The sequence below is a fragment of the Mesorhizobium sp. AD1-1 genome (assembly GCF_020164655.1).
Classification (GTDB): Bacteria; Pseudomonadota; Alphaproteobacteria; order Rhizobiales; family Rhizobiaceae; genus Mesorhizobium; species Mesorhizobium ciceri.
On record NZ_JAIUGP010000013.1, the window covers coordinates 83,531 to 109,803 of the forward strand.

Genomic DNA, 26,273 nt, shown 5'->3' on the forward strand with positions numbered 1-26,273 from the left:
CGCAGCTGATCCGCAGGGTTTCGATTGCATGTTGATCGCGCGAGAGGCATAATTCAAATTATCATATTTTGGCCAATGACCGCGATACACTAATGGCTCGAACCACACCCCTGCCGCCGCTCGACTGGCTGCGCAGTTTCGAGGCCGCGGCGCGGCTGTCGAATTTCACCGCTGCGGCAGCCGAGCTTGGCCTCACCCAGGCGGCCGTCAGCCAACACATCCGGTTTCTCGAGGAGCGACTGAAGACACGTTTGTTTTCGCGGCTGGCGCGCGGCGTCGCCCTGTCCCCGGAGGGGGCAGCCTACCTCCCCCACATCCAGTCGGCCTTCGCCACCATCGGCAACAGCACCGCGGAACTGTTCGAGCCGCGCGCCGTCCAGACCGTGACCATCCGGGCGCCGATTTCCTTTGCCTTGCTGATGCTGGTTCCGGCGCTGCCCGATCTCGCGAAGGCACTGCCGCGCATCCAGCTCGACCTGGTGACGATCCATCGCCCTACCGATTACGACCTGCCGGGCTCGGTGCTCGATATCCGTTTCGGCAACGGATCCTTCCCCGGCCGCGAAGCCGACAGGCTGACCGCCGAGCGGCTTGTGCCGGTGGCGGCTCCGGGTCTGGTCGGCGACGCAGACTGGACCTCCTTGCCGCTGCTTCTGGTTGCCGGCGCGCGCGAGATGTGGGCGGAATGGTTCGCTGCCGCCAGGCTGGCCGGCCATCCCAGGCGATCGCACCGCTTCGACAGCTTCGTTGCCGCCATGGAAGCGGCCAAGACCGGTGCCGGCGTGCTTTTGGGCTCGCGGCCGCTGGTCGATGCGGCGCTCGACAGCAAGACGCTGGTCAGGCTTTCCGACTTCGAACTCTCCAGCACATCGGGCCATTTTCTGACCAAGGCGTCGACAGCGCGCCTAACCGGCGCCGAGCAGGATTTCCGCCAGTGGTTGCTGTCGCGCCTCTCCGCGCCGGCATGACCGGTTACGAGATTTGCCCGATCCGCTTCCAGTAGATCAGCGTGCCGGTCAGCCCGCCATGCGGCTTCAGTGCATAGTCCGGTATCTCACCGGCCAGCGTGAAGCCCAACCGCTCATAGAGGCCTGAGGCGCCCTCCTCGGTTGCCGTGTCCAGAACCAGCAGCGTGCGGCCCTTCTCCACCGCAAGGCTCTCGGCGGCCCGCATCAGGCGCGTTCCCACGCCCCTGCCCCGGTAGTCTGTGCGTGTCATCAGCTTGGCGATCTCGGCCCGGTGCGGCTGGTTGGGCGGACAGTCGAGCAGCAAGGTCACGGTGCCGACCAGGTTTTTGCCGTCCCAGGCGCCAAGCACCGCTCTTTCGCCCCTTGCCGCCGCGGCCAGCGATTTCTCCCAGAAACCCCTCGCCGCCTGCGGCGCCAACGGATGCATGAAGCTGACCGAACCGCCTGCCGCCACCGTTGCGACCAGCAATTCGGCCAGCCCGTCCTGCGTCTCGGCAGCCGGGGTCAGGGTTGCGATCTCGATCGAGTTCATGTGCGGGATATCCCGTGATTGCGATAGAAGCGGGCGCATTGCCGTCACTCCAGATGGCGCGCGCGGCGACGCTTTCGCGCCGCCTTGATGGCGCTGATGCGGTCGGCATCTTCGTGGCCGAGGTGCCGTCCGCGCTCGAGAATCTCGAGCGTGTACTCCTCGTAGGTCAGGCCAAGCCGCTCGGCTCTGTCCATGCGCAACAGCATGACCTCGTGGCTCGGCGCCTTCCACGCCTTGGCGTGCGCTGCCTGCCAGGCCAGGAAGATATAGGGATCGCCCGTGCCCCATGGCGGGCCCTTGTACTCATCGAGAGGCGGCCCCCCATTGTGGGAGCGCTTTGGTCTCTTTGCCATTGTGTCAGCCTCTGACCAGGGCGACCAGATAGTCGGCGCCGGGCTCCAGGGCATGGAAGGTGCAGTCCGACGGCGCCCCAAGCGCCAGGCAGTCACCGGGCTCGAGCTTGTGCGCCATATCGCCTTCGATGAATTCGAGCCGCCCGGAAATCAGCCATATCTGCTGCTTGATGAAGGCGTATGAAGCAGCCGGAAAACTGACCCTGGCGCCCGCCGGCAGATGCACCTTGATCAGTTCCAGCGGCATATCGCCAGCCGGCGAAAGATGCCGCCTGACATAGCCGGTATCGGGATCGCGCCATACCGGCTGGTCGGCCTCGCGCAGCAGCCCGCCGCCCTGCAGCTCGGCGCGCGCGATCAAGGTCGACAGCGTCATGCCGAAGGCCGACGCAATGCGCACCAGAAGCGCCGCCGTCGGGCTGGTCTTGCCTCGCTCGATCGTGCTGAGCATCGCCTTCGAGACGCCGGAATGCTCCGCCAGTTCGGCCAGGGACCAGTCACGCATGACCCTTTCGGCGTGTATCCTGCGGCCTATCGTCGAGGAAATTTCGTTCGCTATATCATCCATATGTCTATTATAGCGAAATATTGACGCCGGAGAAGAGCCGCCTTGCGACAATTTTCACAGGCCCCTTAATGCTCTCTACACCATCCGACCTCATCGGGCCTTAACCCCATTCGGGTAGGATCGACTCTCCAGGGAAATGGGGATTGGCCTGTCCATGTATGTCGAACGCGAAGCCTCCGTGGGGGAACCGACCTCGCAGGAGCGCCGCCAGACCGAGCAGAACGACAAGCGCATCCTCGGCAATGTCGTGCAATGCGACGGCGCTCGCGCCACCATCAGCGCCTATGCGGACGATGCCGACGGCGCGGTGACCGGCCTGTGGACGGTCGGCAAGATGATTTCCATCAATCTCGGATCGACGCGAACCGTCGGCCTTGTCTACGCGATCGGCAAGTCGGACCGCGCCTGGAGCAATGAGGGCCAGAACGCCATCGAGGTCAGCATCGAGCTGATCGGCGAAGTCCGTGACGGTGCGGAGCCCGGCGCCAGACCGGTCTTCGACCGCGGCATCACCACCTATCCGCATATCGGCGCCGTTGCGCATCGCATCCGCACCCGCGACCTGCAGGCGGTCTATGACCTTGCCGGGCGTCATTCGATCACGATCGGCACGCTCGCGCAGGACGAGACGATCGCCGCCAACATCGCTATCGACGATACGCTGGCGCGTCACTTCGCCATTGTCGGCACGACCGGCGTCGGCAAATCCACCGCCGTTTCGCTGCTGCTGCGCAAGTCGATCGCGGCACGGCCGGATCTGCGCATCCTGATCCTCGACCCGCACAACGAGTTCGCGGCATCGCTGCCCGAATACTGCGTCAGGGTCGATTCCAAAACCTTGGATCTTCCGTTCTGGATGTTCACGCTGGAGGAATTCGCCGAGGTGCTGTTCCGGGGCCGCGAGACCGAGCCGGAAGAAATCGATGCCTTGCGCGACCTGATCCCGGCCGCCAAGAATCTCTACCGCAACCCGAATTCGGGCTCCTATATCAGGCGCGGCAGCGATGCGCTGACCGCCGATACGCCAGTGCCTTACCGCATCGCCGACCTGCTCAAGCAGATCGATGAGCGCATGGGCATGCTCGAAAGCAAGACCGATCGCCCGACGCTCAAATCGCTGAAGACGCGCATCGAATCGGCGGCGGCCGATCCACGTTATCGCTTCATGTTCAACTCGCGCCTGATCGAGGACACCATCCACGAGACGATCGGCAACATCTTCCGCGTGCCGCATCATGGCCGTCCCGTGACCTGCTTCGAGATGGCCGGCATGCCGTCCGAAGTGGTCAATTCCGTCTGTTCGGTGCTGGCGCGCCTGGCCTTCGATCTCGCTCTGTGGAGCGAAGGCAAGCTGCAGCTTCTGTTTTTGTGCGAAGAGGCGCACCGCTATATGCCGGCCGACCCGCGTCTCGGATTCGCGCCGACCAGGCATGCGCTGTCGCGCATTGCCAAGGAAGGCCGCAAATATGGCTGCTATCTCGGCGTCGTCACCCAGCGCCCCGGCGAGCTCGACCCGACCATCCTGTCGCAATGCTCGACCTTCTTCGCCATGCGGCTTGCCAATGAGCAGGACCAGGCGATCATCCGCTCGGCGATTGCCGACTCTTCTGCCTCGACGCTTGCCTTTCTGTCCTCGATGGGCCAGCGCGAAGCCATCGCCTTCGGCGAAGGCGTGGCGACGACCATGCGGCTGAAGTTCGAAAAACTGCCGAGCCACCTGCTTCCCGGCACCGCCAAACGCGAAGAGGCCACGTCGAAGCCGGGCGACGATGTCGATCTGGTGGCGATCGTGGAACGATTGCGCAACGTGCCGAAATCGACGCAGCAGGCGATGGCCTTCGCCGAGGTCGTGGATTCAGGCCGCCAGGCCGGCGACCCCGACTACCGCAAGCCACCCGCCGCACGCCCGCCATCGGACGACGATTTCGACATGCGCTACGGCCTCAAGCCCGCAACCTTCGGCCTGCGCCCGCAAAACGATTGAGCTTGCGACCCGGCTGTTCTGCCGGCCGATTGAGAAGCCGCGCTAAGCTCGCGCCCTGCCTGGACCGCTTGGGTAAATCCCGTCAGGGAATTCGTCAGGCCGAGTCGGGTGGTGCTGTTTTCGAGAACCGAAGCGGAGCGGACATTTGAGTCCGTGAGCATCGGAAGCACAGAAAACGGCGCCAGACGGCCAGCCTCACGAATTCAGGGACGGGATTTTAGGCGCAGACGCGGTTACGGCCTTGCCTCTTCGCCTCGTAAAGCTGGCGGTCGGCGCGGCGATAGAACTCTTCCGCTGTTTCCTTGCGGTCCCAGACGGCTAGCCCGACGCTGGTGGTGATCTTGAGGCGGACATTGCCCGACAGCACCGACATGTTGGCGATCGCCTTGCGGATGCGCTCGGCAAACTTGCCCAGAAGCTCGGCGTCCATGTTGGGCGTGACCACGGCGAACTCCTCGCCGCCCAATCGCGCCACCACATCGTGGTAGCGCGTCATATCCTTGAGACAGCTCGCGACCGCCTTGAGCACCTCGTCGCCGACGTCATGGCCATGGGTGTCGTTGACCTGCTTGAAATGGTCGAGATCGAGGATCATCAGCCCGACAGGCTTTTCGATGCGCCGGAACTCCTCGAGATACTCCTTCAGCGCATCATCGAAATAGCGCCGGTTCTGCATGCCGGTCAGGCCGTCGGTCAGCGCCGCATGCTCGAGTGTTTCCGACCGCGCGCTGAGCGAGACCGTCATGGCGCGCAGCTTGCCCTCCTCCGTCGCCTGTTTTCGAATCAGCGGATAGATGAAGAAAATGCCGAAGAACAGCGCGGTGGCCAGGAGCACGCCGGTCGCGAACAAGAGCTTGTTGAGATAGATGACCTTGTCCAGACCCGAAGCCGTATGCAACTCGTCGGCGAAGGACTGCAGAAGTCCATAAGCATGCAGCGTCACCAGGCCGGCGGCCAGGATCACGAATATAAAGACGAAAAATGCTGATTCCGCCTTGTGAAAACGCATCTGCTCCCCGTTGGAAAAGTGCCCATCGACCTTATGGCATGGGCGGGCTTACGGAGGGTTAATTTGGACAACCACAACGGGAACCTTTCCTTGCAGGTAAACTTTTCAGGTTGCATCGGAAGCAAGCGCTGAGATCGTGGTTTCCAGATCATCACCGGGGTGCAACCTCAGCCATTCCGGCCCCAATTGATGCCTGAACCAGGTGGTTTGCCGCTTGGAATATTGCCTGGTCGCGATCTTGGCGCGTTCGATTGCCTCGGGAAAGCCAATCCCTCCGGCCATCGCCGCCTGCAGTTCGCGAACGCCGATCGCTTTCATCGCCGGCAATTCGGGATCGAGGCCAAGTGCCGCAAGCCGCTTGACCTCGTCCAGCGCGCCCTTGTCCAGCATTTGGTCGAAGCGTTTGTCGATGCGTCCGACCAACGCCGCCCGATCCGGCTCGATCACCAGGAAATGCGCGCTTTGCCTGTCGATGAGCGGCTGGCCGCGCTCTGCCTGCCATTCCAGGATCGAACGACCAGACGCATCGAGAACCTCCAATGCCCGCACGATGCGCTGGCTGTCGGTTGGCTTGAGCATCATGGCGGCCGCCGAATCCTCGCGCAGCAGCAGGCTGTGCAGCTTGACGGCGCCCTGCTCCTTCAATTCATAGCGCCAACGGTCGCGGACCCGTTGCGGAATGTCGGGCATTTCCGAAATGCCCTCGGCCAATGCGCGAAAATAGAGCCCGGTGCCGCCGACAAAAATCGCTGTCCGTTCGGAGAATGTGCCGTCGTCGATCAGTTTCATCACGTCGCGCAGCCAGGCGCCGGTGGAATAGGGCGTCGCCGGATGGACATGGCCGTAGAGGAAATGCGGTGCGCGGGCGAGGTCGGTCGCCTCCGGCCGGGCGGTCAGCACGTCGAGCACCGAATAGCCCTGCATGGAATCGGTGTTGACGATCACGCCACCCCTGCGCTCGGCCAGATCGAGCGCAAGCGCCGACTTGCCGCTGGCGGTCGGCCCGGCTATCAGGATCGCGTTCTTCACGCGGCCCTTGCCCGCCTGCCCGCCGGAATGTTCCATGCCGCTCATCGCCACGCTTGTTTCCCGTCCCACTGAGCGCGCTTTGTCGCTGTCGCTTGCGAATATGGCCTCACGGTCGGTCGGCGCAAGCGCTGTTGTCTGGCTGGCTGAAGGTATCGCCTGCGATCTCGTCCTGCCTGAGGCAGCCGACGCCGCCGCTGCGAGTGCCGTCTTGCGCACGGCACTCGCCAGCGAGGCGGTCGACGTGATCGTCCAAGAAGCAGAAACCCGCCGCAAGAAAATCCTGATCGCCGACATGGATTCGACCATGATCGACCAGGAATGCATCGACGAGCTGGCCGACGAGATCGGCGTAAAGGATCATGTTGCCACGATTACCGCGCGATCCATGAATGGCGAGATCGCCTTCGAACCGGCTTTGCGCGAGCGGGTGGCGTTGCTGAAGGGCCTCGACGCCACCGTGGTCGATCGCATCGTCGCCAATCGCCTGACGCTGGCCTCGGGCGGCCGTGTTCTGGTCCGGACCATGCGCGCCAACGGTGCCTGGACGGCACTCGTGTCTGGCGGGTTCGAGGTCTTCACGACGCGCATCGCCGCAATGCTCGGCTTCCAGGAGAACCGCGCCAATCGCCTGCTCGAACAGGACGGCCGCTTCACCGGCCTGGTCGGCGAACCGATCCTCGGCCGCGCCGCCAAGGCCGACGCGCTGATCGAAATTTCAGCGCGCCTCGGCCTGACGCCCGCCGACGCCATTGCCGTCGGTGACGGCGCCAATGATCTCGACATGATCCGCCTTGCCGGTACCGGTGTCGCGCTTCACGCCAAGCCGACGGTGGCGGCACAGGCCAAGGTCCGCATCGATCATGGCGACCTGACCGCGCTGCTCTATATGCAGGGCTACAGGCAGGAGGACTTTGTGCAATGAAACCAATGCGTACCGAGCGCCTGATTCTGCGCAACTGGGAGGATCGCGACCGCGACCTGTTCCACCGCATCAACTCCGACGACCGGGTGATGGAGTTCTTTCCATTCCGCCGTGACCGCGCCCAGGCGGATGCCAAGATGGACGAGCTCCGGGCCTGGACCACGAACGACGGATACGGTTTTGCTGCCGCCGAGATCACCGCCACCGGTGAATGCATCGGCTTCATCGGTCTCCTCGACACCGATCATGTGCCATCCCTGCCAGCCGGCACCATCGAGATCGGCTGGCGGCTGGCACCTGAGTTCTGGGGCAAAGGCTATGTCACGGAGGCAGCCGAAGCGTGGCTGGCCTACGGCTTCGAGACGCTTGGCTTCGATGAAATCGTGTCATTCGCCGTCGCGGCCAACCGCCGCTCCACCGCCGTCATGCAACGCCTCGGCATGAGCGCGGATCCGTCCGGCGATTTCGACCACCCCAGCATTCCCGACAGCCATCCGCATCTCAAACGGCATGTCCTCTACAGACTGTCGCGCCAGGACTGGCAGGCAAGAAAAAGGGCAGCTCGCTAGCCGCCCTTTTTTCAGTGTTGTCGTGTTGTCGATCTTCCGGACCTCAGTCCATCCTGATCGTCACGAACCTGAGCTCGCCGGTCTTCGAGGCCAGCATCAGCAACGCATTCTTGCGCCCCTGTTCCTTCAAGGCGCCGATGCGGTCCATGACGTCCTTGGGGGTAGCAACCGATTCCTGTGCGATCTCGGTGATCACCTCGCCGGGCTGGATGCCGCGTTCGGCGGCGGCCGAGTCCTTGGTGACGTCGGTGATGACGACGCCCGAAACATCGGCCGCAATGCTGAACTTCTTGCGTGTCTCGTCGTTCAGTTCGCCGACCGTCATGCCGAGCACCGAGGCAGTGGAAACGGCCGGAGCCTTGTCGCCCTTGTCCTGGTCGGTGTTGCCCTCCTCGGCGTTGGCGGCCTTCTCGCCATCCTCGAGCCGGCCGAGGGTCACTTTCACCGTCTGTTCAACACCCTTGCGCACGATCAGCACGTCGACCGCCTTGCCGACAGGGCTTTCGGCGACGACACGTGGCAGGTCGCGCATCTCATGGATATCCTTGCCGTCGAACTTGATGATGACGTCGCCGGCCTGGATCGTGCCATTGTCGACCGGGCCGCCCTTGATCACGCCGGCAACCAGCGCACCCTTTGCGGTCGCCATGCCGAGGCTTTCGGCGATGTCGTCGGTCACCGGCTGGATGCGCACGCCGAGCCAGCCGCGCCGCGTCTCGCCGAACTGGCGCAACTGGTCGACGACACCGGACGCGAGCTGCGACGGGATGGAGAAGCCGATGCCGATCGAGCCGCCGGATGGCGAGATGATCGCCGTGTTGATGCCGATGACTTCCCCCGCGCTGTTGAACAGCGGTCCGCCGGAATTGCCGCGGTTGATCGCGGCATCGGTCTGGATGAAGTCGTCATAGGGGCCGGAATTGATGTCGCGGTTGCGGGCCGAGACGATGCCGACCGTCACCGTGCCGCCGAGGCCGAACGGATTGCCGATCGCCATCACCCAGTCGCCGACGCGCATCTTGGTGGAATCGCCGAACTTCACCGCCGTCAGCTTGTGGCCTTTCGGATCGACCTTGAGCACGGCGACATCGGTCTTGGTGTCGGTGCCGACCAGCGTCGCCTTCAAGGTGACGCCATCGGAGAAATTGACCTCGATGTCGTCGGCATCGGCAATGACATGGTTGTTGGTGACGACGATGCCTTGCTCGGCATCGATGACGAAGCCGGAGCCCAGCGACTGCACCTTCTGCGAGCCGTTGTCCTTGTCACCGCCGCGGTTCTTGAAGAAATCGTCGAAGAAATCCTGGAAGGGCGAACCCTCGGGCAATTGCGGCATCGGCACCGCGCCCGGGCCTTCGGTACCCTTGACCGTCTGCGAGGTCGATATGTTGACCACCGCGCCGAGCAGGCCTTGCGCCAGATCGGCGACCGAAGCGGGCCCATCGGCGGCAAATGTCGGCGCCGTGAAGGACGGGACAGCGACGGCGCTGACAAGAAGTGCCGCCGCGCCGGCGATGAATGTCCGCCGCGCCGCGCGCAAAATTGTATTGGATGTCATCGAGAAGCCTCCCGGTATTCTTGAAAAGAAAAGCGCTTCGACGAAAACGCCGCGTCACGCCATGTTGGCAAAAAATACGGCACGTTTGCGGCTATGACTATCGGCAGAGGATAAATCATCGCCGCCCTCATGCGCCTCGTACCAGCCAGACGATGCCGACGCCGATCGCGATCGCCGCCAGCCCGGCAATCCGCAGCGCGTTCTCGGGCAGCGACAGCACTTCGGTGGCAAGCTTCCTGGCCAGGCCGGGAAAGCCGCCATAGACCAGACCCTCTATGACGAGGACGAGGCCCATGGCGGCAAGAAAATCCTGCACCGGCCGCTACTGGCCGGTGCTGGGCTGTGCCGCCGGCGCGGCGGGTGCCGTCGCCGGAGCGTTTGGCGCAGGCGAAGCCGGCTTTGCCGATCCCTCGCTGCCGTCGGGATTGCGGAAGAAGCGGAAGAACTCCGAGTTCGGCGACAGCACCATCGTCGTTCCGGTGTTGTCCAGCGCCGTGCCATAGGCATTCATCGACCGGTAGAAGTCGAAGAAAGCCGGATCGCGCTGATAGGCTCCCGCGAAGGTGGCGCTGCGCTGGGCCTCGCCCTCGCCGCGCAGGATTTCCGACTCTTTTTGGGCTTCGGCGACGATCTCGACCACTTCGCGATCGGCGCGGGCGGTGATGCGCTGTGCCGCCTCATTGCCGCGCGCCCTCAGCCGGGCAGCTTCCGCCAGGCGTTCCGCCTTCATGCGGTCGAAGGTCTGCTGCGAGACTTCGGCCGTGAGATCGGTGCGGCGAATGCGGACATCCTCGATCTGCAGGCCGAGCGATGTGGCATCGGGCCTGAGCTGGTCGCGGACTTCGCGCATCATCACGCCGCGCTCTTCGGAGAGTGCTGCCTCGAAATCACGCAGACCATAGACACGGCGCAAGGCAGCGTCGAGACGCGTCCTGAGCCGGGCCTCGGCCAATTCGATCTGACCGGACACCGCGGCGCGGAAGACCCGCGGATCCGAGATGCGATAGGCGATGAAGGCATCGACCTCATAGAACTTGCCGCCCGAGACCTGGACGCGAATGTTGTCGAGATCGAAGCGCAGCACCCGGTTCTCGATCAGCTGCACGGTGTCGGCGTCGAAGAACGAGAACGGCGCCTTGAAGTAGATGCCGGGTTCGCTCTTGACGTCGACAATCTCACCGAACCTGAGCACCAGTGCCTGCTGGCGCGCATTGACCACGAAGACCGACGAATAGAGCAGGAACAGGATAACCGCTGCTGCGACGACGATGATGGGAAGACGGTTGGCCATCACTGGTTACCTCCCGTAACGGGGGCGGCCGGTGCCGGCGCTTTCGGCTGCAATGCCGGCAGCGGCAGATAGGGAACGACCCCTTGCCCGTTGCCCTGCTCGACGATGACCTTGCTCGAATCCTTCAGAACCTTCTCCATGGTTTCCAGGTAGAGGCGCTTGCGCGTTACATCGGGCGCCTTGGCATATTCGTCATAGACCGAGATGAAGCGCTGCGCCTCACCCTCGGCTTCCTGCACGACCCGGTTCTTGTAGGCGGCCGCGTCTTCGCGGATCTGTGCGGCCTCGCCGCGCGCCTGCCCGAGCTTCTGATTGGAGTACTGGTTGGCCTGCTCGACGAACTTGTCCTCGTCCTGCTCGGCGCGCTGCACCTCGTCGAACGCATCGGCCACTTCGCGTGGCGGTGCCGCATCCTCGATCGAGACGGCGTTGACGTTGAGACCGGCCTTGTAGCCGTCCAGCGTCGTCTGGATGATCTCACGCACCGAGGCGGCAATGCCCTGGCGGTCGTCGCGGAAGATGTCCTGCGCCGGCCGGCGGCCGACGGCTTCACGCATGGCGCTTTCGGCAACCTGCCTCAGCATGCCGTCGGGATCGGACACATCGAACAGATACGCGCGCGGGTCGGAGACCTGATAGGCCACGGAGAACTGGACGTTGACGATGTTCTGGTCGCCGGTAAGCATCAGCCCGGACGTATTGCCACTTGTCGCGCCGCCACCGCCGATATCGACGAGCTGCTCGGAAATCTTGGCCGTCTCGACGGTTTCGAGCGGCCACCAATGGAAATGCAGGCCAGGCTGCGACAGTTCGGTCTTCGGCTTGCCGAAGCGCAGTTCGACCGCGACCTCATCGGGCTGCACGGTGTAAACCGCCTTGAACGCCCACAGCACCACAAGTGCAGCCGCGATCAGCGCGAAGATAGCCGGGCTCGCGCCGCCGCCGCCCGGAAGAGCGCGCCGCAGCCGGTCCTGGCCGCGGCGGATGATGTCTTCTAGATCGGGAGGCGAGCCCTGCGGCCCGCTCGGTCCTTTTGGACCCTGCCCCCAGGGTCCCTGATTGTTGCCGCCGCCACCCCATGGGCCGCCGCCACCGCCGCTTTTGTCGTTCCAGGGCATGAATGTCCTTTCGCTTGGAATTCCCTCAAGCGCCGGCATTACGGCGCAAAATCCAGTATTGTTCTTCTATAGGCACGCCACGGGGCGCTTTCAACGCGATGCGCTTCCGACTTCGTCCGATTTGGTCCAGTCGCGACCCTTTGTCTTCCTTCAATGGCTCTTTTTTCGTTCAATGTCTCTCGCGACGCCGCTCGTAAACCGAATAGCGCGTCGGGTGGCTGTCCTTTTCCCCGGCTGGGACGTCCTGCGAGCTGACAATGCGCCAGGAATCGGGATCGATCGGCGGGAAATGCGCATCGCCGTCGACCGCTGCCAGCACATGGGTGACGTGCAGCCGGTCGGCCAGCAGCATGGCCTGGGCATAGATTTCGCCGCCGCCGATGACGCACACCTCGTCGACATCGGCCATGCCGCGCCCGCGCACCGTCGCCAGCTGGATCGCGGCTTCGAGCGAATGTGCCACCTCGACGCCCTCGGCGCGCCAGGTCTCGTCGCGGGTCACGACGATGTTCAACCTGCCCGGCAGCGGCCGACCGATGCCCTCATAGGTCTTGCGGCCCATGATGATAGGCTTGCCCATCGTATCGGCCTTGAAGCGCTTGAGATCGGTGGAGAGCCGCCACGGGAGCCCGCCGTCCCGCCCGATCACGCCGTTCTCGGCAATGGCAACGTAGATTGCGACATGCATCAATTTTCGTCCGTCGGCTCGAGGATCAGGATGTCGATGTCGCGCTCGGGGTAGAAATCATCCGCCGTCACCTCGAATGTCGTCGGTCCGGTCTTTTTGACATTGTCGCCGCAGAACGAGACCAGGGCTTTCGGATTGCCCTTGTCGATCGTGAGCTTGAACTTGCCGATCGTGCCCGTAGCCCAGTTGCCGCCGGTGGTCAGGATATAGGCGATGCGGCTCTCGAAATATTTGGGGTAGCCGTCAGGGTCGTCCTTGGCCGCCTTGCGCACCGCATTTTCGAATGTGCCGTCCATGCAATACCGGGTCTTGTAGGCCGCATACTGACCCTGGAATTTGCCGTCGTAGAAGAAGCTGACCGAAGACGTGCCGCCGACGCTCGGTCTGTAGTGGTGGGAAACATGGACGTCCTTGTTGGCCGGAAAGGTCGAGCGCCACCAGTAGGTCGAACGCAATTGCCAGAACGGGGTGTAGACCTTGCTCGTCTCGGTGCCGTCGCTGCCGGTGTCCTCGATGATGATGCCGCGGTTGACCCAGTCATCGACAACCGCTTGCGGCAGCTTCGCCAGCGCCGCCTTCGCCGCATCGCCGAAAGGATAGAACGGCACGTTTTGCGCCTTCAGCTCAGCGCTGATGTCGATGCCGAGCGCCAACACCTTCTGCTCGAGCTGCGGCTTTGCGGCGACACCGTCGATCGTCACCTCGAAACCGAGGAAATTATCGCTCTGATTTTCAGGAATCGCCGGGATTTCTTCGGGATTGCCCGATATGTCGGGCATCGGGAAGGCGACGATGGCCGCGACATCCTGATCCGTGTTGTTGTGGAAGACATAGTCGACCGTGACCTTTTCCGGCGAGATGAAAAGGTCCTCGCTTTGCATCGCCACGGCATCGCTGCGCGACAGGATCAGGCCGCCGGTGCCAAGTTCGGCAACCGAATCATTGGCGAAAGCGGGTGCGGACGACAAGGCCAGCACGGCGGTCAGAACATATCGCAACATGGAAGCCCCCTCGGCTGGAATGCCTGCAGGACCCTAGCCGTTTCAATGTGGCGTTCAAAGCCCTTCCGTATCCGCGGACGCACCAAAGGGAGCTGGACTGCGGTCTGGACACGCGCCAGCGCGGTCTGGACACGCGCCTGTGCGGTCTGGACTAACGGGTTCCGATCGGGCAGGAGTTCGCCCATGCGCAAGCTTCTCGTCATCGGCATCGGCGCCGGCAATCCCGACCACATGACCGTTCAGGCCATATCAGGCCTGAACCAGGCGGATGTGCTGTTCATTCCCGACAAGGGCGCGAAAAAAAATGAATTGGCCGAACTGCGCCGTCAGATCTGCGACCGCTTCGTCACCAATCCGAAGTCGCGGCGCGTCGAATTCGACGTGCCGGTGCGAGACCTCCCGGTAGAAGATGGTCCGGCGCCCTCCTACCGCTCGACCGTCGATGACTGGCATGAAGCCATCGCCGCCATTTACGAAGGCCTGATCCGCGACGAGATTGCAGGCGACGGCTGCGGCGCCTTCCTGATCTGGGGCGACCCTTCGCTCTATGACAGCGCGTTGCGCATCCTTGAGCGCGTGCGCCTGCGAGGCGATGTGGCGTTCGAGCTTGAGGTCATCCCCGGCATCACCGCCGTCCAGGCACTTGCCGCCAGCCACAAGATGGCGCTGAACCGCATCGGCGATTCCGTCCTCATTACCACCGGCCGCCGCCTGACCGAAGAAGGCATGCCGGACAATGCCGGCAGCGCGGTCGTCCTGCTGGACGGCAAATGCGCCTTCAACACGCTGGCCGACAAGGATGTCGTCATCCATTGGGGCGCCTATCTCGGAACGGAAGACGAGATCACTCTCTCCGGCAGAATCGGTGACATCGGCGCAAAGATCGAAAAAGTTCGAGAGGAAGCCCGTCGGCGGAAGGGCTGGATCATGGACAGCTATTTGCTGCGCAAGCCCGAATAGGAAGGCAATAGGGGAGTAAGGCAGTAGGGCAGTAGGTGAATGACGTTTTGTGTTGGAAGACAGCACGCGAATGCCGCCCTACTGCCCTACTGCCCTACTGCCCTACTGCCCTACTGCCCTACTCCCTCACCCAGCCTCAATCTCCGCCTGCAACGCCTCCATATGCGTCGCTGCCGCGGCCGCCGCCGCGCGCTCGATGGCGCGGAAGCGGCTGACCACTGCCAGGCCGACCGCCGTCAACTGTGCGCCGCCGCCCTTGCGGCCGCCGGTCTGTGCCGCCACCAGCGGCTTGCCGAATACCCGGTTCATGTCCTCGACCAGGTCCCAGGCGTGCTTATAGGACATCTCCATGCCGCGCGCGGCGGCCGAGATGGAGCCGAAGGCGGCGATCTGTTCCAGGAGTTCGATCTTGCCCGGCCCGACGCGCCCGTCGGGATCGAGATTTATCCGCAAGCTCAGCGACGGCATCTTTGCTCTCCGCGGTCACATCCCAATGTCATACTAGAAGCTCCCTGGCGAAACCGCTATTCCAAAAAGACATAGCGGGATCATCCACCCGTCTCGGCGGGCAGGCCGGCGCCGGTGTTCGCCCGATCGAAGCTCACCGTCTTGATCACCGCGAAAACCTTGCCGCCAAGATGAAGCTTCAGCGCCTGCCGCGACTGTTCGGTGATGCGGGCAAGCACGGTTGCGCCATTGCAGTCGATACCGACCTCGACCGCCGGTCCCTCGCCGGGGCTCATCGCGGTAATGGTTCCCGGCAGGATGTTGAGCGCGCTGAGACCCCTCGGCTTTTCGGTGGCGATCATCACATCGCGGGCGCGGATACGGATGCGCACCGGCGTACCTGTCTTCATCGCCAGCTGTGGCACCCGGAGCTCGCCCGCAGCCGAGCCGAGCACGGTCATGCCGAAACTCTCGTCGTGATGCAGCACCTTGGTGTCCAGCACGGCGCCGCCCTCACCGCGCTCCTCCGCCGGCAACAGGTCGAGCCTTTGCATCACCGCCTCGGTCGGCCCGCTGGCAACGACATTGCCCTGCGCCAGCATCACCACGTCGCTGGCCAGCCGCGCCACTTCGGCGACCGAATGACTGACATAGACGATCGGGATTTTGATCTCGTCGCGCAGCCTTTCGACATAGGGCAGGATTTCGGCCTTGCGCGCCTCGTCGAGCGAGGCCAGCGGTTCGTCCATGAGCAGCAGTCTGGGGCTGGCAAGCAATGCCCGGCCGATCGCCACACGCTGTTTCTCGCCACCTGAGAGCTTTGCCGGCCGCCTGTTCATGAGCGGCCCGATGCCGAGCAGGTCGACGACGGCATCGATATCGGCGTAGCGCTCCGCCGGCGGCGTGAACCAGCGGCCGTAGCGAAGATTGCCGGCAACGCTCAAATGCGGAAACAGCCTTGCGTCCTGGAACACCATGCCGATGCGGCGCTTGTGCTTCGGCACGAAAATGCCGGCACCGGTATCGACCAGCACACGGCCGTCAACCTCGATGCGTCCCTTGTCGGGCCGGATCAGCCCGGCAATCATGCCGATCAGCGTCGTCTTGCCCGACCCCGACGCTCCGAACAGCGCCGTCAGCCGCCCGGCGCTTTCGAAGCGGGCGCCGATGGCGAAACCGCCCAGCCGATGGCTGATGTCGACGAGAACGCTCATTCGATGTCCAGCCGCCGGCCGACACGCCGCGCCAGCACCTCCGAAGCCACAAGTGCTGCCATGGAGATGACAATGGAAATCAGCGTCAGGCGGAGCGCCCCTTCATCGCCACCCGGCACCTGCGTGAAGGTGTAGATCGCCGACGGCAATGTCTGCGTCTCATTGGGAATGTTGGAAACGAAGGTGATGGTGGCGCCGAACTCGCCCATCGCCTTGGCGAAGGCCAGCATGGCGCCGGCGATCAGCCCGGGCAGGATCAACGGCAGCGTGATGGTGGCAAACACCCAGAGCGGATTGGCGCCGAGCGTTCCCGCTGCCGCTTCCATCCTACGGTCCACCGCCTCGATCGACAGCCGGATCGCCCGCACCATCAGGGGAAAGCCCATGACGCCGCAAGCCAGCGCCGCACCTGTCCAGCGGAAGGAGAAGACGATGCCGAAATGCTCTGCCAGGAAGGCACCGGCCGGACCGCGCCGGCCGAAGGTGAGCAGCAGCAGATAGCCGGTCACCACCGGCGGCAGGATCAGCGGCAGATGCACCAGCCCGTTGAGAACGGTCTTGCCCCAGAACTGTCCCCGGGCAAGCAGAAGCGCGATCAAGATGCCCGGCGGCAGGCTGGCGAGCATCGCCACCGTTGCCACCTTGATGGACAGCCGGACCGCATTCCATTCGTCGGGAGTGAGGTCCAGCAGCCAGTTCATAGTGCCCCTTGGAACTCAGTTGCTCGGCGCGAGCACGGTAAATCCCTGATCCTTGAACAGCGCGGCCGCCTTGGCCGACTGCAGGCATTTCAGGAAAGCCGGCGTATCCTTGTCCTTCGAATCGGCGGTCTGGGCAACCGGATAGATGATCGGCGGATGCGAATCCTCCGGGAAGGTGCCGATCACCTTGACGCCCTTTTCGGCATGCGCGTCGGTGGCATAGACAATGCCAAGGGCGGCTTCGCCCGTCGAAACCAGCTTCAGCGCCGCGCGCACGTTTTCGGCCTGCGCCACCTTGCCCTCGACCGAGGACCAGACGCCGAGCGATTCAAGCGCCGCCTTGCCGTATTTGCCGGCCGGCACCGCCTTGAAATCGCCCATGGCGAGCTTGCCGTCGCCGATCAGCTTGGCGAGGTCGAAACCCTTCTCGATCCTGGTGTCGACCGCCGAGTCCTTCGGCGCCACCAGCACGATCCGATTGCCGAGCAGCTTCACTTCGGTGTCCGGCTTGGTCAGCTTCTTGTCGGAGAGATATTTCATCCAGTCGAGATCGGCCGAGATGAAGACGTCGGCAGGCGCCCCGCCCTCGATCTGCTTGGCCAGCGCCGAGCTCGCGGCATAGGAGACAGTCGCCGCCTCGCCGACATCGGCCTCGCAGGCCTTGTTCACCGCGTCGAGCGCGTCCTTGAGGCTGGCTGCGGCAAACACCACCACCTTGTCTTCCGCATGCGCTGCCGGCACGACTGCCATCAGCGCCGCAGCCAAACCGCCAATGGCGATCGCCCTAGATCCAAAACCTGTGCGCGTCATGGAAAACTCTCCCTGGTTTGAAATCCGGCCGGCTCGAAGCCTGCTGACCGATATATCCGTATGAATATAACAAGGGAAGGCCCGGCGCCTCATGAAAGCGTCTGTACGACACCAATTGTTTTGGTAAGACCGGGAAAAGAAACCTTGGAAAGGAAACTCCGGTGAAGATCAGCGCCCGCAACGTCCTCAAGGGAACGATCGCCGAGATCGTCAAGGGAGCCACCACCTCGCATGTCAGGATCGACATTGGCGGCGGCGCCATCGTCACCGCCTCGATCACCAACGAGGCCGTCGCCGATCTCAAGCTCGAAAAGGGCAAGCAGGCCTATGCCGTGGTCAAAGCCTCGGACGTGATGGTCGGCATCGACTGAAATTTGCGGCCTTAGACCGCGATCGGCGCCTTGATCGACGCGTCGGCGACGTAGTTTTCCAGCCGGAAATCCCCGAAACGGAAGGCGAAGAGGTCCTTCACCTCCGGATTGATCCACATCGTCGGCAGCGTCCTCGGCGTGCGCCGCAGCTGTTCGCGTGCTTGCTCGAAATGGTTCGAGTAGAGGTGCGCATCGCCAAGTGTGTGGACGAAATCGCCGGGTTTCAGCCCTGTCACCTGCGCCACCATCAAGGTCAGCAGGGCATAGGACGCGATGTTGAACGGCACGCCAAGGAAGATATCGGCGGAACGCTGGTAGAGTTGGCAGGAAAGCCGCCCTTCCGAAACATAGAACTGGAACAGGCAGTGGCAGGGCGGCAGCGCCATCGCTTCCACCTCGGCTGGGTTCCATGCCGAAACAATCAGCCGCCGCGATTGAGGATTTCTGCGTATCTCCTTGAGAAGATTCGCGATCTGGTCGATCGAGCCGCCATGGCCGTCCGGCCAGGAACGCCACTGCTTGCCGTAGACCGGGCCGAGATCGCCATTCTCGTCGGCCCATTCGTCCCAGATCGAGACGCCATGGTCGGTGAGATATTTGATGTTGGTGTCGCCGGCCAGGAACCACAGAAGCTCATGGATGATCGACTTGAGATGCAGCTTCTTGGTTGTGGTGACGGGAAAGCCGCGCGCCAGGTCGAAACGCATCTGGTAGCCGAAGACGGAGCGCGTTCCGGTGCCGGTGCGATCGCCGCGGTCGGCGCCGTTGTCCAGCACGTGCTGCAGGAGGTCGAGATACTGGCGCATCGGTTCCGGCTCGATTCGGTTGTCCAGCCATCATAACTGACAGACGGGCGATCGAACACCACAAAGCAGCGCGCAAGCTATGCCCGAAGCCAGTCAGTCCCCAACAACATCACCGGCTGGCGCATGGACCGCGCCAGCCCGGCGAATTGAAGCGCGGCCGTCAGAGGGAGCCGAGCTTACCCAGGTCCTTGGCAACCAGGTAGTAGAAGGTAACCCGGTTCTTGGTGTTGTCGGCGGCCATCGCCTTGCAGACCTTCTCGATCGAAGCGTCGGCCTTGCTGTCGTCCGATATGCCGAGCTTCTTGGCAACCCAGCCAGCCTTGACGCGCTCCAATTCCTTCGGATCGGTGCAAGACACCAGCGAGGAATCGCGGTTCCGAAGCGCAATGCCAAGATGCTTCACGATTTTGTCGACCACGTCGGCACTCGCCGAGGCATCGTATTTCTTCACGTCTGCAAGATAGTCGGCCATCAAAATTCCCCTCGTCGGCGCCACGGATCCGATCGATGAGGGCTGTGGCGCGCTGCTGCAACTTGTGCGCTATGTCGATAACTCCTCACCGTGGCAAAGCTTCGGTTGAGACCGCGCTCAAGTCAACCCTTCGGACTTGCGGTTTTGACACGGGAACAAAGTGCCATTGCGGCCTTTCATTTCCTGCGATCGCCCCCTATATTCGGTTTGTCGGCTTGACCGACTATGGCGATAAATGGGCGATGAAATAAGCCGTTCGGACCCGGGGGCGGTACCCGGCGCCTCCACCAAAAGCCGCTGTTGACGACAGAGCGGTTTTTGCTGGGGGCGAAATAGGATCGACGAAGGTGTAAAGATCGTACTTTTGCCCGGCATGGTACCACCGTCATCGGGCTAAACCTGTAGTTGCAAATGACAACTATGCGGAAGCACGTCTCGCCGCGTAAGCGGTGCGATAGCTTCAAATCAAGCCCTAGAGGTTCGCACTTCTAGGCGGGGTTCGGAGGTACCTGGCAACAGAAACCTCCACTTCTCCCCTCCTCCGATATCCAGCATGCGCGACGGCAGTTCCGCCGCGAACGCGCCCTGCCGCGTGCTCCCTCTTCATGGACAAAACATGCAAAACGATTCCGATCGCTTTTTTGTGCTGACCGGCGGTCCCGGCTCCGGCAAGACCACCTTGATCGAAGCCCTGCGCCACGCAGGCTTTGCCGCCTCGGTCGAAGCCGGGCGTGGCATTATCCGCGACCAGTCCGCCATTGGCGGACCCGCTTTGCCCTGGCACGATCGCGCCCTGTTTGCCGAGTTGATGCTGTCATGGGAAATGCGCTCGTATCAAATTGCGCAAGAACAGACCGGGCGTCCTGTTTTTTTCGATCGCGGCGTTCCGGACACGCTCGGCTATCTCAGGCTGAGCGGCCTGCCGATACCCGAACACGCCCACGCTGCCGCAGAGCGCTTCCGCTATCATCGGCGCGTCTTCGTCGCCCCGCTTTGGCCGGAGATCTTCGCGCAGGACAAAGAGCGCAGGCAGACGCTCGACGAGGCCGAGCGTACCCACCATGCGCTGGTCGGCGTCTATACGGAACTGGGCTATGAGATGGTTCCGTTGCCGCTGGCCCCCGTCGAGGCGCGGCTGCGCTTCGTGCTGGCCGAGACAGGATTGGCGTGAAAGGCTCGACAGTCCGACCTTTGCACCGCTGTTTCGGCTGCTTCGTGGCCAGGCGCGGGCGTCTTTGCCCCGTGGTCCTGGTCTTCGGCCAAATGCTGGCGAAAGAAGGCAAGCACAGCGGCATTGAACGCCTTGTGAAAGGCAACCCGGTCGAAACCCGGAGCATCGATGCAAGCTGGCGATGGCTTGCGCGCGTCGTCGGCAGGACATGGCGTCAGGAAGGAGAGATGCACGGCGTTGGGCACGACGTGAAAGTCCGGTGTCCGCGGCAGCAATCCAGCCAGTCGCTTCACGTCGACGGGCGATACAGCGTCGCCGCCGAACTGCGAACTCCAGAGCTGGAGCGGCACCTTGACGTTCTCGACACTGTCGGCAGTCTGGAAAACGACGCTCAGCGGATCCGCCACCACGATCGCCTTGACGCGGGTATCCTGGGTCAGCGTTTCCGGCGGCAATTGCTTGCTCGCCGGCTTGGGCTGGTTGGCTGGCGGACAGCCGGTGTCGGCCGGGTTCGAACAGCGCGGCGGCAGTTTGTTGAAATCCGGATCGGCGCCGCCGATGACAAGGCCGGTATAGCCGCCTTGCGAAAATCCGTAGAAGCCGACGCGCTGAGGATCAATCTTGGCCGAATCCGCCGAGTTGCCGAGCATGAAATCGATGGTGCGCTTGATATCGATCGGACGCTGCCTCAGCACGCCCAGACCATTGGCCTGGCTCATATCGGCGTGGTTCGCGTGCGGATGGTTGATGGCAACGACGACAAAACCGGCATCCGCGAGCGTCTCGGCCATATCGTGGAGATCAAGGTACCAGCCGCCATAGCCATGTGAAATGACGACGAGCGGCAATCTCCCGCCCTCGATGGGGCAGTCGAGCACAGCCGGAACGGTAGACTGCTTGACCTTCACCTCGCCGGGCGGGCTGGCGCAGGGCGACCACATGGCAGCATCAATTGCCGGCCCGGCGGCATCGGCCGGTATCTGGATGAATTTCAAACCAGCGGCATGAGCTGTCGTGACGGCCAGACTTGCCAGGGCGGCAATCAGGAGCTTCTTCAAACGCATTTTCCTGTCTCCGATGTTCAAACAGATTGGTATCCTCGGACCGCGGTCTGACCCGCCTTCCGGCTGCATACAGTGTGATGAGAAGTAGCGCGTGTGCGCGCGGCTTTGCAGCCGCTCAGGGCACCGTCTCGACCCTGCCGCTGCCGCTGACATGGGAATTGATCTTCGGGTTGCCGTGGACTTGCACATTGCCGCTGCCCGACACGCGGATATCGGCCTGGTCCCGCGGCGCGATATCGGCATTGCCGCTGCCGCTGATCTGGACACTGGCGGTCTTCGCCGTGAGTTTGCCGAAGTCACCTGAACCGGAGCCCGAGATGCGCAAGGAGAGATCCTGCACACTGCCGCTGGCGCGCACATCGCCGCTGCCGCTGATGCGCAGGTCCAGCGCCTCCTGGGCGAGAGCGGAAAGCTCGAGCCTGCCGCTGCCGCTCAACCGCCAACTGGGGACCGCTGGACCGGTAAGCTGGACGCTGACCGGCCGGCCATCGCAATCGAAGCCGTCGTCGAAGGCCAGCACATTGCCGGACAGGCGAACATGCGAAACCGCCTCGGGATCGCCGCTGACGACAGCCTGGGAAGGCGTGCCGGGCCGATAAGTGACCGTTGCCGGCAGGGCAATCTGGAATTCGCTGGAGACCGGTTGCCAGGCCAGCGTCACCGATCCGGGCTTGGTCCCATCACCGGAACCGCGGCAGCTGGAGGCAAAATTCCACCAGCGGCCACCTCTCCACTCGTTTCCGGCGATCGAATTCGCCAGCGACAGACAAATCACGGCCACTGCGAGCGACAGCACGGCGGTCCAGGCAAGCGTCTTGTTCATGGTGCACCTGTTATTTCTGCGTGGCGACGCGCCACTGGGTTGATCAGGGCTGGCGTGGTTTGACCAGGCGGTAATGCAGGCGCGCATAATCCCCCAGCAGCTTGACCCCGATATTGAGGCCGAGCAGCAGCAGCGAGCCCAATCCGATGCTGGCGGCGGCAAGGCCGACAGCGGCCAGCAAGCGTGCGAATGGCGTGGCCCACGATGCGAAATGCCAGAACGGCACGACACTCAACAGCAGCCCGACGCTGGCGACGCCGAGCGCCAGGGCCGCAATGCCGAGACCAAGCACGACGAAGCAGAAGACGATGAGAACCGGCAGCAGCAGGAGAATGTCGAAGGCGGCGAGCCCGGTCAGGGCGAGCAGCGCGGCGGCAACACCGGCCGGACCACGATCATGCTCCCAGCGGCGAATCCCTGCTTCCGCCCGCAGCTCCCGCCCAAGCCGCGCCGGATCGCCAAGTGCCTTGGCAACATCCTCTTCGCTCCGTCCGGAGGCTAGCGCCTCGTCGAAATGGGCACCGTAGTCGGCGACGATTTCATCGACTTCGCCCGCGGGCATTCCGGCCAGGCTGTTGCGCAGGGAAACCAAGAAGGCATCGCGGTTCATTCCATCTCTCCCAGGAAAAGGTCGACGGCATCGACAAAGCTTCGCCATTCCCGGCTGCGCGCCTCGTAGACTGTCCTGCCGACTGCGGTGAGCCGGTAATATTTGCGGGGCGGCCCGCTCGTCGATTCGACGAGCCATGTCGCGACAAGCCCGTCACTCTGCATGCGCCGCATCAGCGGATAGATCGTCCCTTCTCCCATGCCGACACGCTCGGCCAGCGTGCTGGCGATCTCGTAGGCATAGCTTTCCCGCCGGGCGAGCAAGGCAAGGACACACAGTTCAAGCGCGCCCTTTTTCAGCTGGACATCATTTGGATCGGTCACGGTCGCTCCCGGCAAGTCCAGTACACCATATCGGCAGGTACCTTCTTATGCAAGGTACCAACTTAAACGTGATACCGAGGTGATGAACGAGGCGACGGACGCAGCTTCTCAGACATAAAAAAGGCCGGGAAAACCCGGCCTTTTCATATACCTGCGAGCAGTGCCTACTCGGCCGGCGCCTCGACGGCCTCGCGAGAGCGGCCGAGCGTGACCTTGGCCAGCGTGAAGGAAATCACCGCGCAGAGCGTGATGCCGGCCACCATCGGCAGCGGCGTACCGTCGAAGAACACGCCGGCAACACCCATGGCCAGTGCGCCGATGGCGAAATGCAGCGTGCCCATCAGCGCTGACGCCGTGCCGGCAATCTCGCCATGCTCTTCCATGGCCAGCACCGACGTGGTCGGAATGACCAGACCAAGGAAGCCGTAGCCGACGAACAGCAGCGCCGCCATCACGTCGAGCCGGTCGATGCCCGTCGCCATCACCGCGAACAGCACCACCATCGTCGTGGCATAGCCGGTCACCGCGACGCGCACCACGCGTCGCAGGCCGAAGCGCTCGGCCAGCAGCCCCGTCATCTGCGACATGCCGATGAAGGCGACCGCGTTGATCGAGAAGAACACGCTGTAGACCGAAGGCGACAGGCCGTAATGGTCGATCAGGATGAACGACGAGCTCGACAGATAGACGAAGAAGCTGGCAATGCCGAAGCCGGCAATCGCCGTCAGGCCGAGGAAGTTACGGTCGCCCATCAGGAAGCGGTAGGCCGACAGCGCGGTGCCGAAGGAGGACCCGGCGCGATCTTCCACCGGCCGCGTCTCCTTGAGCGAGGTCGCCAGAAGGATGGTGGCCAGCAGAGCCGCGCCCGTCACCGTCCAGAACACGGCACGCCAGCCGAAATTCTCGATGATCACGCTGCCGGTCAGCGGCGCCAGGATCGGCGACACCGAAAATACCAGCATCAGCAAGGACATCAGCTTGGCAGCCTCATTGCCGGTGTGCAGGTCGCGCACGATGGCGCGCGGAACGGCCATGCCGGCGCTGGCGCCAAGGCCCTGCAGGAAGCGGAAAGCGATCAGCCATTCGATGGTCGGCGCCATTGCCGAACCGATGCCGCCGACCATGAACAGCGCAAGGCCGCCGTAGAGCGGCAGCTTGCGGCCGACCATGTCGGAGATCGGCCCGACGACGATCTGGCCAAAGCCCATCGACAGGAAGAAGATCAACAGGCTCATCTGCACGGCAGCGGTGCCGGCATGCAGATCGGCGCCGATCGACGGCAGCGCGGGCAGATACATGTCGATGGCGAACGGGCCGATGGCGGACAACAAGCCGAGCACGACCGCGATGCGGAGGAATTTGGGACTCATGATAGAGGCTTCTTTCAAATCTGGTTGCCGCCGCCAGGCGACGTCTAACCTAGGACGTTCCATCCCGTGAGATTCCGACACCTCGAGAGCGAGTTCTGTTCGTCTCTCTCATGCGAAATCTCTTTATCTTGTGTCCACAAATTTAGACACTCTTGTCTAAATCGTCAATCGCCTCTATATAGTTTTTTATGAAGCTGCACGTTTCTCCTGACATTTTCCCGCCACGCGGTCATGAGGCCAAGCGCCTGTCGATCGTCGACTCCGCCGCCACCGTGTTTTGCCGCGAAGGTTTCGCCGGCGCCAACATCGACCTGATCGCCGCCGAAGCCGGCGTCTCGCGCCAGACCATCTACAACCATCACGGCGACAAGGAAAAACTGTTCGTCGCTGTGGTCCGTGATCTGACCGAACGTTGCAATGCCGGCATCTTCGCCACCATTGCCACCTTCCCCGATCAGCCGGGGGATCTCGAAGCCGACCTGATCGGCTTTGCGGTGCGTTTGAATCAGAATTGCATCTGCAACCGCGATGGAAAATTCCTGCGCAAGCTGATCCAGACCGAAGGCGAGCGCTATCCCGAACTGTTTGCCGAATGGCGCGAACAGGGACCGGGCAGGACATGGCCGGCAATCGCCGCCCGCTTCGCCCGCCTCGCCTATGGCGGCTATCTCACGATCGAGGACCCGGACGTGGCGGCACGCCAGTTCCTTGGCCTCGTCAATGCCGAACTGCAGACCACCTTCATGCTTGGCGGCTCGCCGCGCGAGGACGAGGTGCTGCAATCCGCGACCAATGGCGTGCGTACCTTCCTGCGCGCCTTCGGCAAGCGCCGCTCCGCGGCATCGTCCGAAAAGCAAAGCGCGCTCGCCAGCGCCTGAGCGATCAAATCGCTGGCAATAGTCTTCGCTTCCGCGCGAGGGTGATCTATATGCGGTTTACGCCGCGCTCAAGCTTGATTACAGCTATGCGGACGATTCAACGGAACCCGACCGCCACATGGCCGACGACCACATCCGCTACGACATTCTGGCCCAGGAGGCGTTGCGCGGCGTCATGCGCAAGGTCCTGGCCGAGGTCGCGCGCACCGGCCTCCCCGGCAACCACCACTTCTTCATCACCTTCCTGACCGGCGCGCCGGGCGTACGCGTGTCTTCGCGGCTGCGCGAGCGCTATCCCGAGCAGATGACCATCGTCATTCAGTTCCAGTATTGGGACCTGAAGGTGACCGATACCGGCTTCGAGGTTGGCCTGTCCTTCTCCGATGTGCCGGAAAAACTCGAAATCCCGTTCTCGGCCGTGCGCGGCTTCTATGATCCCTCGGTCAATTTCGAACTCGAATTCGACGTCAAGACGGATGGTGCGGCAGCCGATGAACCGGCTGCGCCAACTCCGGAGCCGTTGACCATCGTCTCCGAGAAAAAGCCGAAGGCCGAGAAGAAGGCCGCCGCCGAGGCGGAGAAGAAGCCCGCGGCCGCGGACGCCGCTACCAAGGGCGCCGAAGTGGTCTCGCTCGACGCCTTCCGCAAGAAATAGGCCGGCGA

General features: G+C 63.1%; 31 protein-coding genes and 1 other RNA gene. 10 read left to right on the forward strand and 22 right to left on the reverse strand.

Features of this window, described 5'->3' with window-relative positions:
- Positions 1–92: 92 nt before the first annotated feature.
- Positions 93–968 (forward strand): LysR family transcriptional regulator, encoded by an 876-nt coding sequence (locus LB519_RS22770; RefSeq protein ID WP_224621274.1) that lies wholly within the window; start codon positions 93–95, stop codon positions 966–968.
- A 4-nt stretch (positions 969–972) separates the two neighbouring features.
- On the opposite strand, the gene LB519_RS22775 is transcribed toward LB519_RS22770, so the two are convergent.
- Genes LB519_RS22775 through LB519_RS22785 form a run of 3 tightly spaced genes read right to left on the reverse strand, consistent with a single transcriptional unit; the run spans position 973 to position 2,421 of the window.
- The gene (locus tag LB519_RS22775) at positions 973–1,500 is read right to left on the reverse strand and encodes a GNAT family N-acetyltransferase (RefSeq protein ID WP_013531041.1); all 528 of its coding nucleotides are present in this window, start codon (positions 1,498–1,500) and stop codon (positions 973–975) included.
- Positions 1,501–1,544: 44 nt separating this feature from the next.
- Positions 1,545–1,853, reverse strand: a complete 309-nt coding sequence (locus LB519_RS22780; RefSeq protein WP_013531040.1) for a hypothetical protein — start codon at positions 1,851–1,853, stop codon at positions 1,545–1,547.
- Positions 1,854–1,857: 4 nt separating this feature from the next.
- The gene (locus LB519_RS22785; protein ID WP_027160588.1) at positions 1,858–2,421 is read right to left on the reverse strand and encodes an XRE family transcriptional regulator; all 564 of its coding nucleotides are present in this window, start codon (positions 2,419–2,421) and stop codon (positions 1,858–1,860) included.
- A gap of 154 nt (positions 2,422–2,575) precedes the next feature.
- On the opposite strand from LB519_RS22785, the gene LB519_RS22790 reads away from it, so the two are divergent.
- A complete protein-coding gene (locus LB519_RS22790) occupies positions 2,576–4,405 on the forward strand; it encodes an ATP-binding protein (RefSeq protein WP_024501408.1) in 1,830 nt (609 codons plus the stop codon).
- 217 nt (positions 4,406–4,622) lie between these two features.
- Here LB519_RS22790 and LB519_RS22795 read toward each other — a convergent pair whose 3' ends face one another.
- Complete coding sequence (locus LB519_RS22795; protein ID WP_013531037.1) at positions 4,623–5,414, reverse strand: GGDEF domain-containing protein; 792 nt, start codon at positions 5,412–5,414, stop codon at positions 4,623–4,625.
- A gap of 105 nt (positions 5,415–5,519) precedes the next feature.
- A complete protein-coding gene (miaA, locus tag LB519_RS22800) occupies positions 5,520–6,488 on the reverse strand; it encodes a tRNA (adenosine(37)-N6)-dimethylallyltransferase MiaA (RefSeq protein WP_024501409.1) in 969 nt (322 codons plus the stop codon).
- Between miaA and serB the strand changes: the two genes are divergently transcribed.
- Together serB and LB519_RS22810 are read left to right on the forward strand one after the other, a co-directional pair.
- On the forward strand, positions 6,478–7,365 hold the full coding sequence (gene serB, locus LB519_RS22805; RefSeq protein WP_024501411.1) for a phosphoserine phosphatase SerB: 888 nt from the start codon (positions 6,478–6,480) through the stop codon (positions 7,363–7,365). The genes miaA and serB overlap by 11 nt on opposite strands.
- Positions 7,362–7,934, forward strand: a complete 573-nt coding sequence (locus LB519_RS22810; protein ID WP_024501412.1) for a GNAT family N-acetyltransferase — start codon at positions 7,362–7,364, stop codon at positions 7,932–7,934. Before serB ends, LB519_RS22810 begins: the two co-directional genes overlap by 4 nt.
- A gap of 43 nt (positions 7,935–7,977) precedes the next feature.
- On the opposite strand, the gene LB519_RS22815 is transcribed toward LB519_RS22810, so the two are convergent.
- The 6 genes from LB519_RS22815 to LB519_RS22840 all read right to left on the reverse strand — a co-directional run bounded on the left by LB519_RS22815 (position 7,978) and on the right by LB519_RS22840 (position 13,590).
- Positions 7,978–9,492, reverse strand: a complete 1,515-nt coding sequence (locus tag LB519_RS22815; protein WP_013531033.1) for a DegQ family serine endoprotease — start codon at positions 9,490–9,492, stop codon at positions 7,978–7,980.
- Between the two features lie 127 nt (positions 9,493–9,619).
- Positions 9,620–9,808, reverse strand: a complete 189-nt coding sequence (locus tag LB519_RS22820; protein ID WP_013531032.1) for a DUF2065 domain-containing protein — start codon at positions 9,806–9,808, stop codon at positions 9,620–9,622.
- A gap of 6 nt (positions 9,809–9,814) precedes the next feature.
- Positions 9,815–10,783, reverse strand: a complete 969-nt coding sequence (hflC, locus tag LB519_RS22825; protein ID WP_063168276.1) for a protease modulator HflC — start codon at positions 10,781–10,783, stop codon at positions 9,815–9,817.
- Positions 10,783–11,901: an FtsH protease activity modulator HflK gene (gene hflK / locus LB519_RS22830; protein WP_013531030.1), complete on the reverse strand. Its 1,119-nt coding sequence runs from the start codon at positions 11,899–11,901 to the stop codon at positions 10,783–10,785. Before hflK ends, hflC begins: the two co-directional genes overlap by 1 nt.
- A 169-nt stretch (positions 11,902–12,070) precedes the next feature.
- The gene (locus LB519_RS22835) at positions 12,071–12,589 is read right to left on the reverse strand and encodes a dihydrofolate reductase (RefSeq protein ID WP_013531029.1); all 519 of its coding nucleotides are present in this window, start codon (positions 12,587–12,589) and stop codon (positions 12,071–12,073) included.
- Positions 12,589–13,590, reverse strand: coding sequence for a DUF4424 domain-containing protein (locus LB519_RS22840; protein WP_224621275.1), 1,002 nt, complete (start codon positions 13,588–13,590; stop codon positions 12,589–12,591). The genes LB519_RS22835 and LB519_RS22840 overlap by 1 nt, the downstream gene beginning before the upstream one ends.
- Before the next feature lie 183 nt (positions 13,591–13,773).
- Here LB519_RS22840 and cobF point away from each other — a divergent pair, with 183 nt between their 5' ends.
- Positions 13,774–14,550: a precorrin-6A synthase (deacetylating) gene (gene cobF / locus LB519_RS22845; protein ID WP_013531027.1), complete on the forward strand. Its 777-nt coding sequence runs from the start codon at positions 13,774–13,776 to the stop codon at positions 14,548–14,550.
- Positions 14,551–14,676: 126 nt separating this feature from the next.
- Here the strand turns inward: cobF and LB519_RS22850 are convergent, their stop codons facing one another.
- The 4 genes from LB519_RS22850 to modA form a co-directional block, all read right to left on the reverse strand.
- A complete protein-coding gene (locus LB519_RS22850; RefSeq protein ID WP_013531026.1) occupies positions 14,677–15,018 on the reverse strand; it encodes a winged helix-turn-helix domain-containing protein in 342 nt (113 codons plus the stop codon).
- Positions 15,019–15,098: 80 nt separating this feature from the next.
- A complete protein-coding gene (gene modC / locus LB519_RS22855; protein WP_064993785.1) occupies positions 15,099–16,211 on the reverse strand; it encodes a molybdenum ABC transporter ATP-binding protein in 1,113 nt (370 codons plus the stop codon).
- Positions 16,208–16,912, reverse strand: coding sequence for a molybdate ABC transporter permease subunit (modB, locus tag LB519_RS22860; protein ID WP_224621276.1), 705 nt, complete (start codon positions 16,910–16,912; stop codon positions 16,208–16,210). The genes modC and modB overlap by 4 nt, the downstream gene beginning before the upstream one ends.
- A 15-nt stretch (positions 16,913–16,927) precedes the next feature.
- A complete protein-coding gene (modA, locus tag LB519_RS22865) occupies positions 16,928–17,722 on the reverse strand; it encodes a molybdate ABC transporter substrate-binding protein (RefSeq protein ID WP_224621277.1) in 795 nt (264 codons plus the stop codon).
- Positions 17,723–17,883: 161 nt separating this feature from the next.
- On the opposite strand from modA, the gene LB519_RS22870 reads away from it, so the two are divergent.
- Positions 17,884–18,093, forward strand: coding sequence for a molybdopterin-binding protein (locus LB519_RS22870; protein WP_024501417.1), 210 nt, complete (start codon positions 17,884–17,886; stop codon positions 18,091–18,093).
- An 11-nt stretch (positions 18,094–18,104) separates the two neighbouring features.
- Here the strand turns inward: LB519_RS22870 and LB519_RS22875 are convergent, their stop codons facing one another.
- Complete coding sequence (locus LB519_RS22875; RefSeq protein WP_224621278.1) at positions 18,105–18,899, reverse strand: thymidylate synthase; 795 nt, start codon at positions 18,897–18,899, stop codon at positions 18,105–18,107.
- Between the two features lie 160 nt (positions 18,900–19,059).
- A complete protein-coding gene (locus LB519_RS22880; RefSeq protein ID WP_013531020.1) occupies positions 19,060–19,371 on the reverse strand; it encodes a DUF2853 family protein in 312 nt (103 codons plus the stop codon).
- Between the two features lie 170 nt (positions 19,372–19,541).
- Between LB519_RS22880 and ssrA the strand changes: the two genes are divergently transcribed.
- Positions 19,542–19,901, forward strand: a transfer-messenger RNA (tmRNA) gene (ssrA, locus tag LB519_RS22885).
- Positions 19,902–19,987: 86 nt separating this feature from the next.
- Positions 19,988–20,542 carry an AAA family ATPase gene (locus LB519_RS22890; RefSeq protein ID WP_224621308.1) on the forward strand — a complete coding sequence of 185 codons (555 nt, stop codon included), beginning with the start codon at positions 19,988–19,990 and terminating at the stop codon, positions 20,540–20,542.
- On the opposite strand, the gene LB519_RS22895 is transcribed toward LB519_RS22890, so the two are convergent.
- From LB519_RS22895 to LB519_RS22915, 5 genes are all read right to left on the reverse strand, one after another.
- Positions 20,464–21,606 (reverse strand): dienelactone hydrolase, encoded by a 1,143-nt coding sequence (locus tag LB519_RS22895; RefSeq protein ID WP_318011952.1) that lies wholly within the window; start codon positions 21,604–21,606, stop codon positions 20,464–20,466. The two genes, LB519_RS22890 and LB519_RS22895, sit on opposite strands and share 79 nt — an antisense overlap.
- A 115-nt stretch (positions 21,607–21,721) precedes the next feature.
- Positions 21,722–22,429 (reverse strand): GIN domain-containing protein, encoded by a 708-nt coding sequence (locus LB519_RS22900; protein ID WP_224621279.1) that lies wholly within the window; start codon positions 22,427–22,429, stop codon positions 21,722–21,724.
- Between the two features lie 43 nt (positions 22,430–22,472).
- Entirely contained in the window at positions 22,473–23,039 is a 567-nt protein-coding gene (locus tag LB519_RS22905) for a DUF1700 domain-containing protein (protein ID WP_127367610.1), read from the reverse strand.
- Positions 23,036–23,362, reverse strand: a complete 327-nt coding sequence (locus LB519_RS22910) for a PadR family transcriptional regulator (RefSeq protein WP_024501425.1) — start codon at positions 23,360–23,362, stop codon at positions 23,036–23,038. The genes LB519_RS22905 and LB519_RS22910 overlap by 4 nt, the downstream gene beginning before the upstream one ends.
- Before the next feature lie 164 nt (positions 23,363–23,526).
- Positions 23,527–24,732: a multidrug effflux MFS transporter gene (locus LB519_RS22915; protein WP_013531018.1), complete on the reverse strand. Its 1,206-nt coding sequence runs from the start codon at positions 24,730–24,732 to the stop codon at positions 23,527–23,529.
- A gap of 188 nt (positions 24,733–24,920) precedes the next feature.
- On the opposite strand from LB519_RS22915, the gene LB519_RS22920 reads away from it, so the two are divergent.
- Together LB519_RS22920 and LB519_RS22925 are read left to right on the forward strand one after the other, a co-directional pair.
- Positions 24,921–25,610, forward strand: a complete 690-nt coding sequence (locus tag LB519_RS22920; RefSeq protein ID WP_013531017.1) for a TetR/AcrR family transcriptional regulator — start codon at positions 24,921–24,923, stop codon at positions 25,608–25,610.
- Positions 25,611–25,728: 118 nt separating this feature from the next.
- Positions 25,729–26,265, forward strand: coding sequence for an SspB family protein (locus tag LB519_RS22925; protein WP_013531016.1), 537 nt, complete (start codon positions 25,729–25,731; stop codon positions 26,263–26,265).
- Positions 26,266–26,273 lie beyond the last annotated feature (8 nt).

Coding starts and splice junctions, on each gene's coding strand:
- LB519_RS22770 (WP_224621274.1), top strand. CDS start 93: ATGGCTCGAACCACACCCCTGCCGCCGCTCGACTGGCTGCGCAGTTTC.
- LB519_RS22775 (WP_013531041.1), bottom strand. CDS start 1,500: ATGAACTCGATCGAGATCGCAACCCTGACCCCGGCTGCCGAGACGCAG.
- LB519_RS22780 (WP_013531040.1), bottom strand. CDS start 1,853: ATGGCAAAGAGACCAAAGCGCTCCCACAATGGGGGGCCGCCTCTCGAT.
- LB519_RS22785 (WP_027160588.1), bottom strand. CDS start 2,421: ATGGATGATATAGCGAACGAAATTTCCTCGACGATAGGCCGCAGGATA.
- LB519_RS22790 (WP_024501408.1), top strand. CDS start 2,576: ATGTATGTCGAACGCGAAGCCTCCGTGGGGGAACCGACCTCGCAGGAG.
- LB519_RS22795 (WP_013531037.1), bottom strand. CDS start 5,414: ATGCGTTTTCACAAGGCGGAATCAGCATTTTTCGTCTTTATATTCGTG.
- serB (WP_024501411.1), top strand. CDS start 6,478: ATGCCGCTCATCGCCACGCTTGTTTCCCGTCCCACTGAGCGCGCTTTG.
- miaA (WP_024501409.1), bottom strand. CDS start 6,488: ATGAGCGGCATGGAACATTCCGGCGGGCAGGCGGGCAAGGGCCGCGTG.
- LB519_RS22810 (WP_024501412.1), top strand. CDS start 7,362: ATGAAACCAATGCGTACCGAGCGCCTGATTCTGCGCAACTGGGAGGAT.
- LB519_RS22815 (WP_013531033.1), bottom strand. CDS start 9,492: ATGACATCCAATACAATTTTGCGCGCGGCGCGGCGGACATTCATCGCC.
- hflC (WP_063168276.1), bottom strand. CDS start 10,783: ATGGCCAACCGTCTTCCCATCATCGTCGTCGCAGCAGCGGTTATCCTG.
- hflK (WP_013531030.1), bottom strand. CDS start 11,901: ATGCCCTGGAACGACAAAAGCGGCGGTGGCGGCGGCCCATGGGGTGGC.
- LB519_RS22835 (WP_013531029.1), bottom strand. CDS start 12,589: ATGCATGTCGCAATCTACGTTGCCATTGCCGAGAACGGCGTGATCGGG.
- LB519_RS22840 (WP_224621275.1), bottom strand. CDS start 13,590: ATGTTGCGATATGTTCTGACCGCCGTGCTGGCCTTGTCGTCCGCACCC.
- cobF (WP_013531027.1), top strand. CDS start 13,774: ATGCGCAAGCTTCTCGTCATCGGCATCGGCGCCGGCAATCCCGACCAC.
- LB519_RS22850 (WP_013531026.1), bottom strand. CDS start 15,018: ATGCCGTCGCTGAGCTTGCGGATAAATCTCGATCCCGACGGGCGCGTC.
- modC (WP_064993785.1), bottom strand. CDS start 16,211: ATGAGCGTTCTCGTCGACATCAGCCATCGGCTGGGCGGTTTCGCCATC.
- modB (WP_224621276.1), bottom strand. CDS start 16,912: ATGAACTGGCTGCTGGACCTCACTCCCGACGAATGGAATGCGGTCCGG.
- modA (WP_224621277.1), bottom strand. CDS start 17,722: ATGACGCGCACAGGTTTTGGATCTAGGGCGATCGCCATTGGCGGTTTG.
- LB519_RS22875 (WP_224621278.1), bottom strand. CDS start 18,899: ATGCGCCAGTATCTCGACCTCCTGCAGCACGTGCTGGACAACGGCGCC.
- LB519_RS22880 (WP_013531020.1), bottom strand. CDS start 19,371: ATGGCCGACTATCTTGCAGACGTGAAGAAATACGATGCCTCGGCGAGT.
- LB519_RS22890 (WP_224621308.1), top strand. CDS start 19,988: ATGCAAAACGATTCCGATCGCTTTTTTGTGCTGACCGGCGGTCCCGGC.
- LB519_RS22895 (WP_318011952.1), bottom strand. CDS start 21,606: ATGCGTTTGAAGAAGCTCCTGATTGCCGCCCTGGCAAGTCTGGCCGTC.
- LB519_RS22900 (WP_224621279.1), bottom strand. CDS start 22,429: ATGAACAAGACGCTTGCCTGGACCGCCGTGCTGTCGCTCGCAGTGGCC.
- LB519_RS22905 (WP_127367610.1), bottom strand. CDS start 23,039: ATGAACCGCGATGCCTTCTTGGTTTCCCTGCGCAACAGCCTGGCCGGA.
- LB519_RS22915 (WP_013531018.1), bottom strand. CDS start 24,732: ATGAGTCCCAAATTCCTCCGCATCGCGGTCGTGCTCGGCTTGTTGTCC.
- LB519_RS22920 (WP_013531017.1), top strand. CDS start 24,921: ATGAAGCTGCACGTTTCTCCTGACATTTTCCCGCCACGCGGTCATGAG.
- LB519_RS22925 (WP_013531016.1), top strand. CDS start 25,729: ATGGCCGACGACCACATCCGCTACGACATTCTGGCCCAGGAGGCGTTG.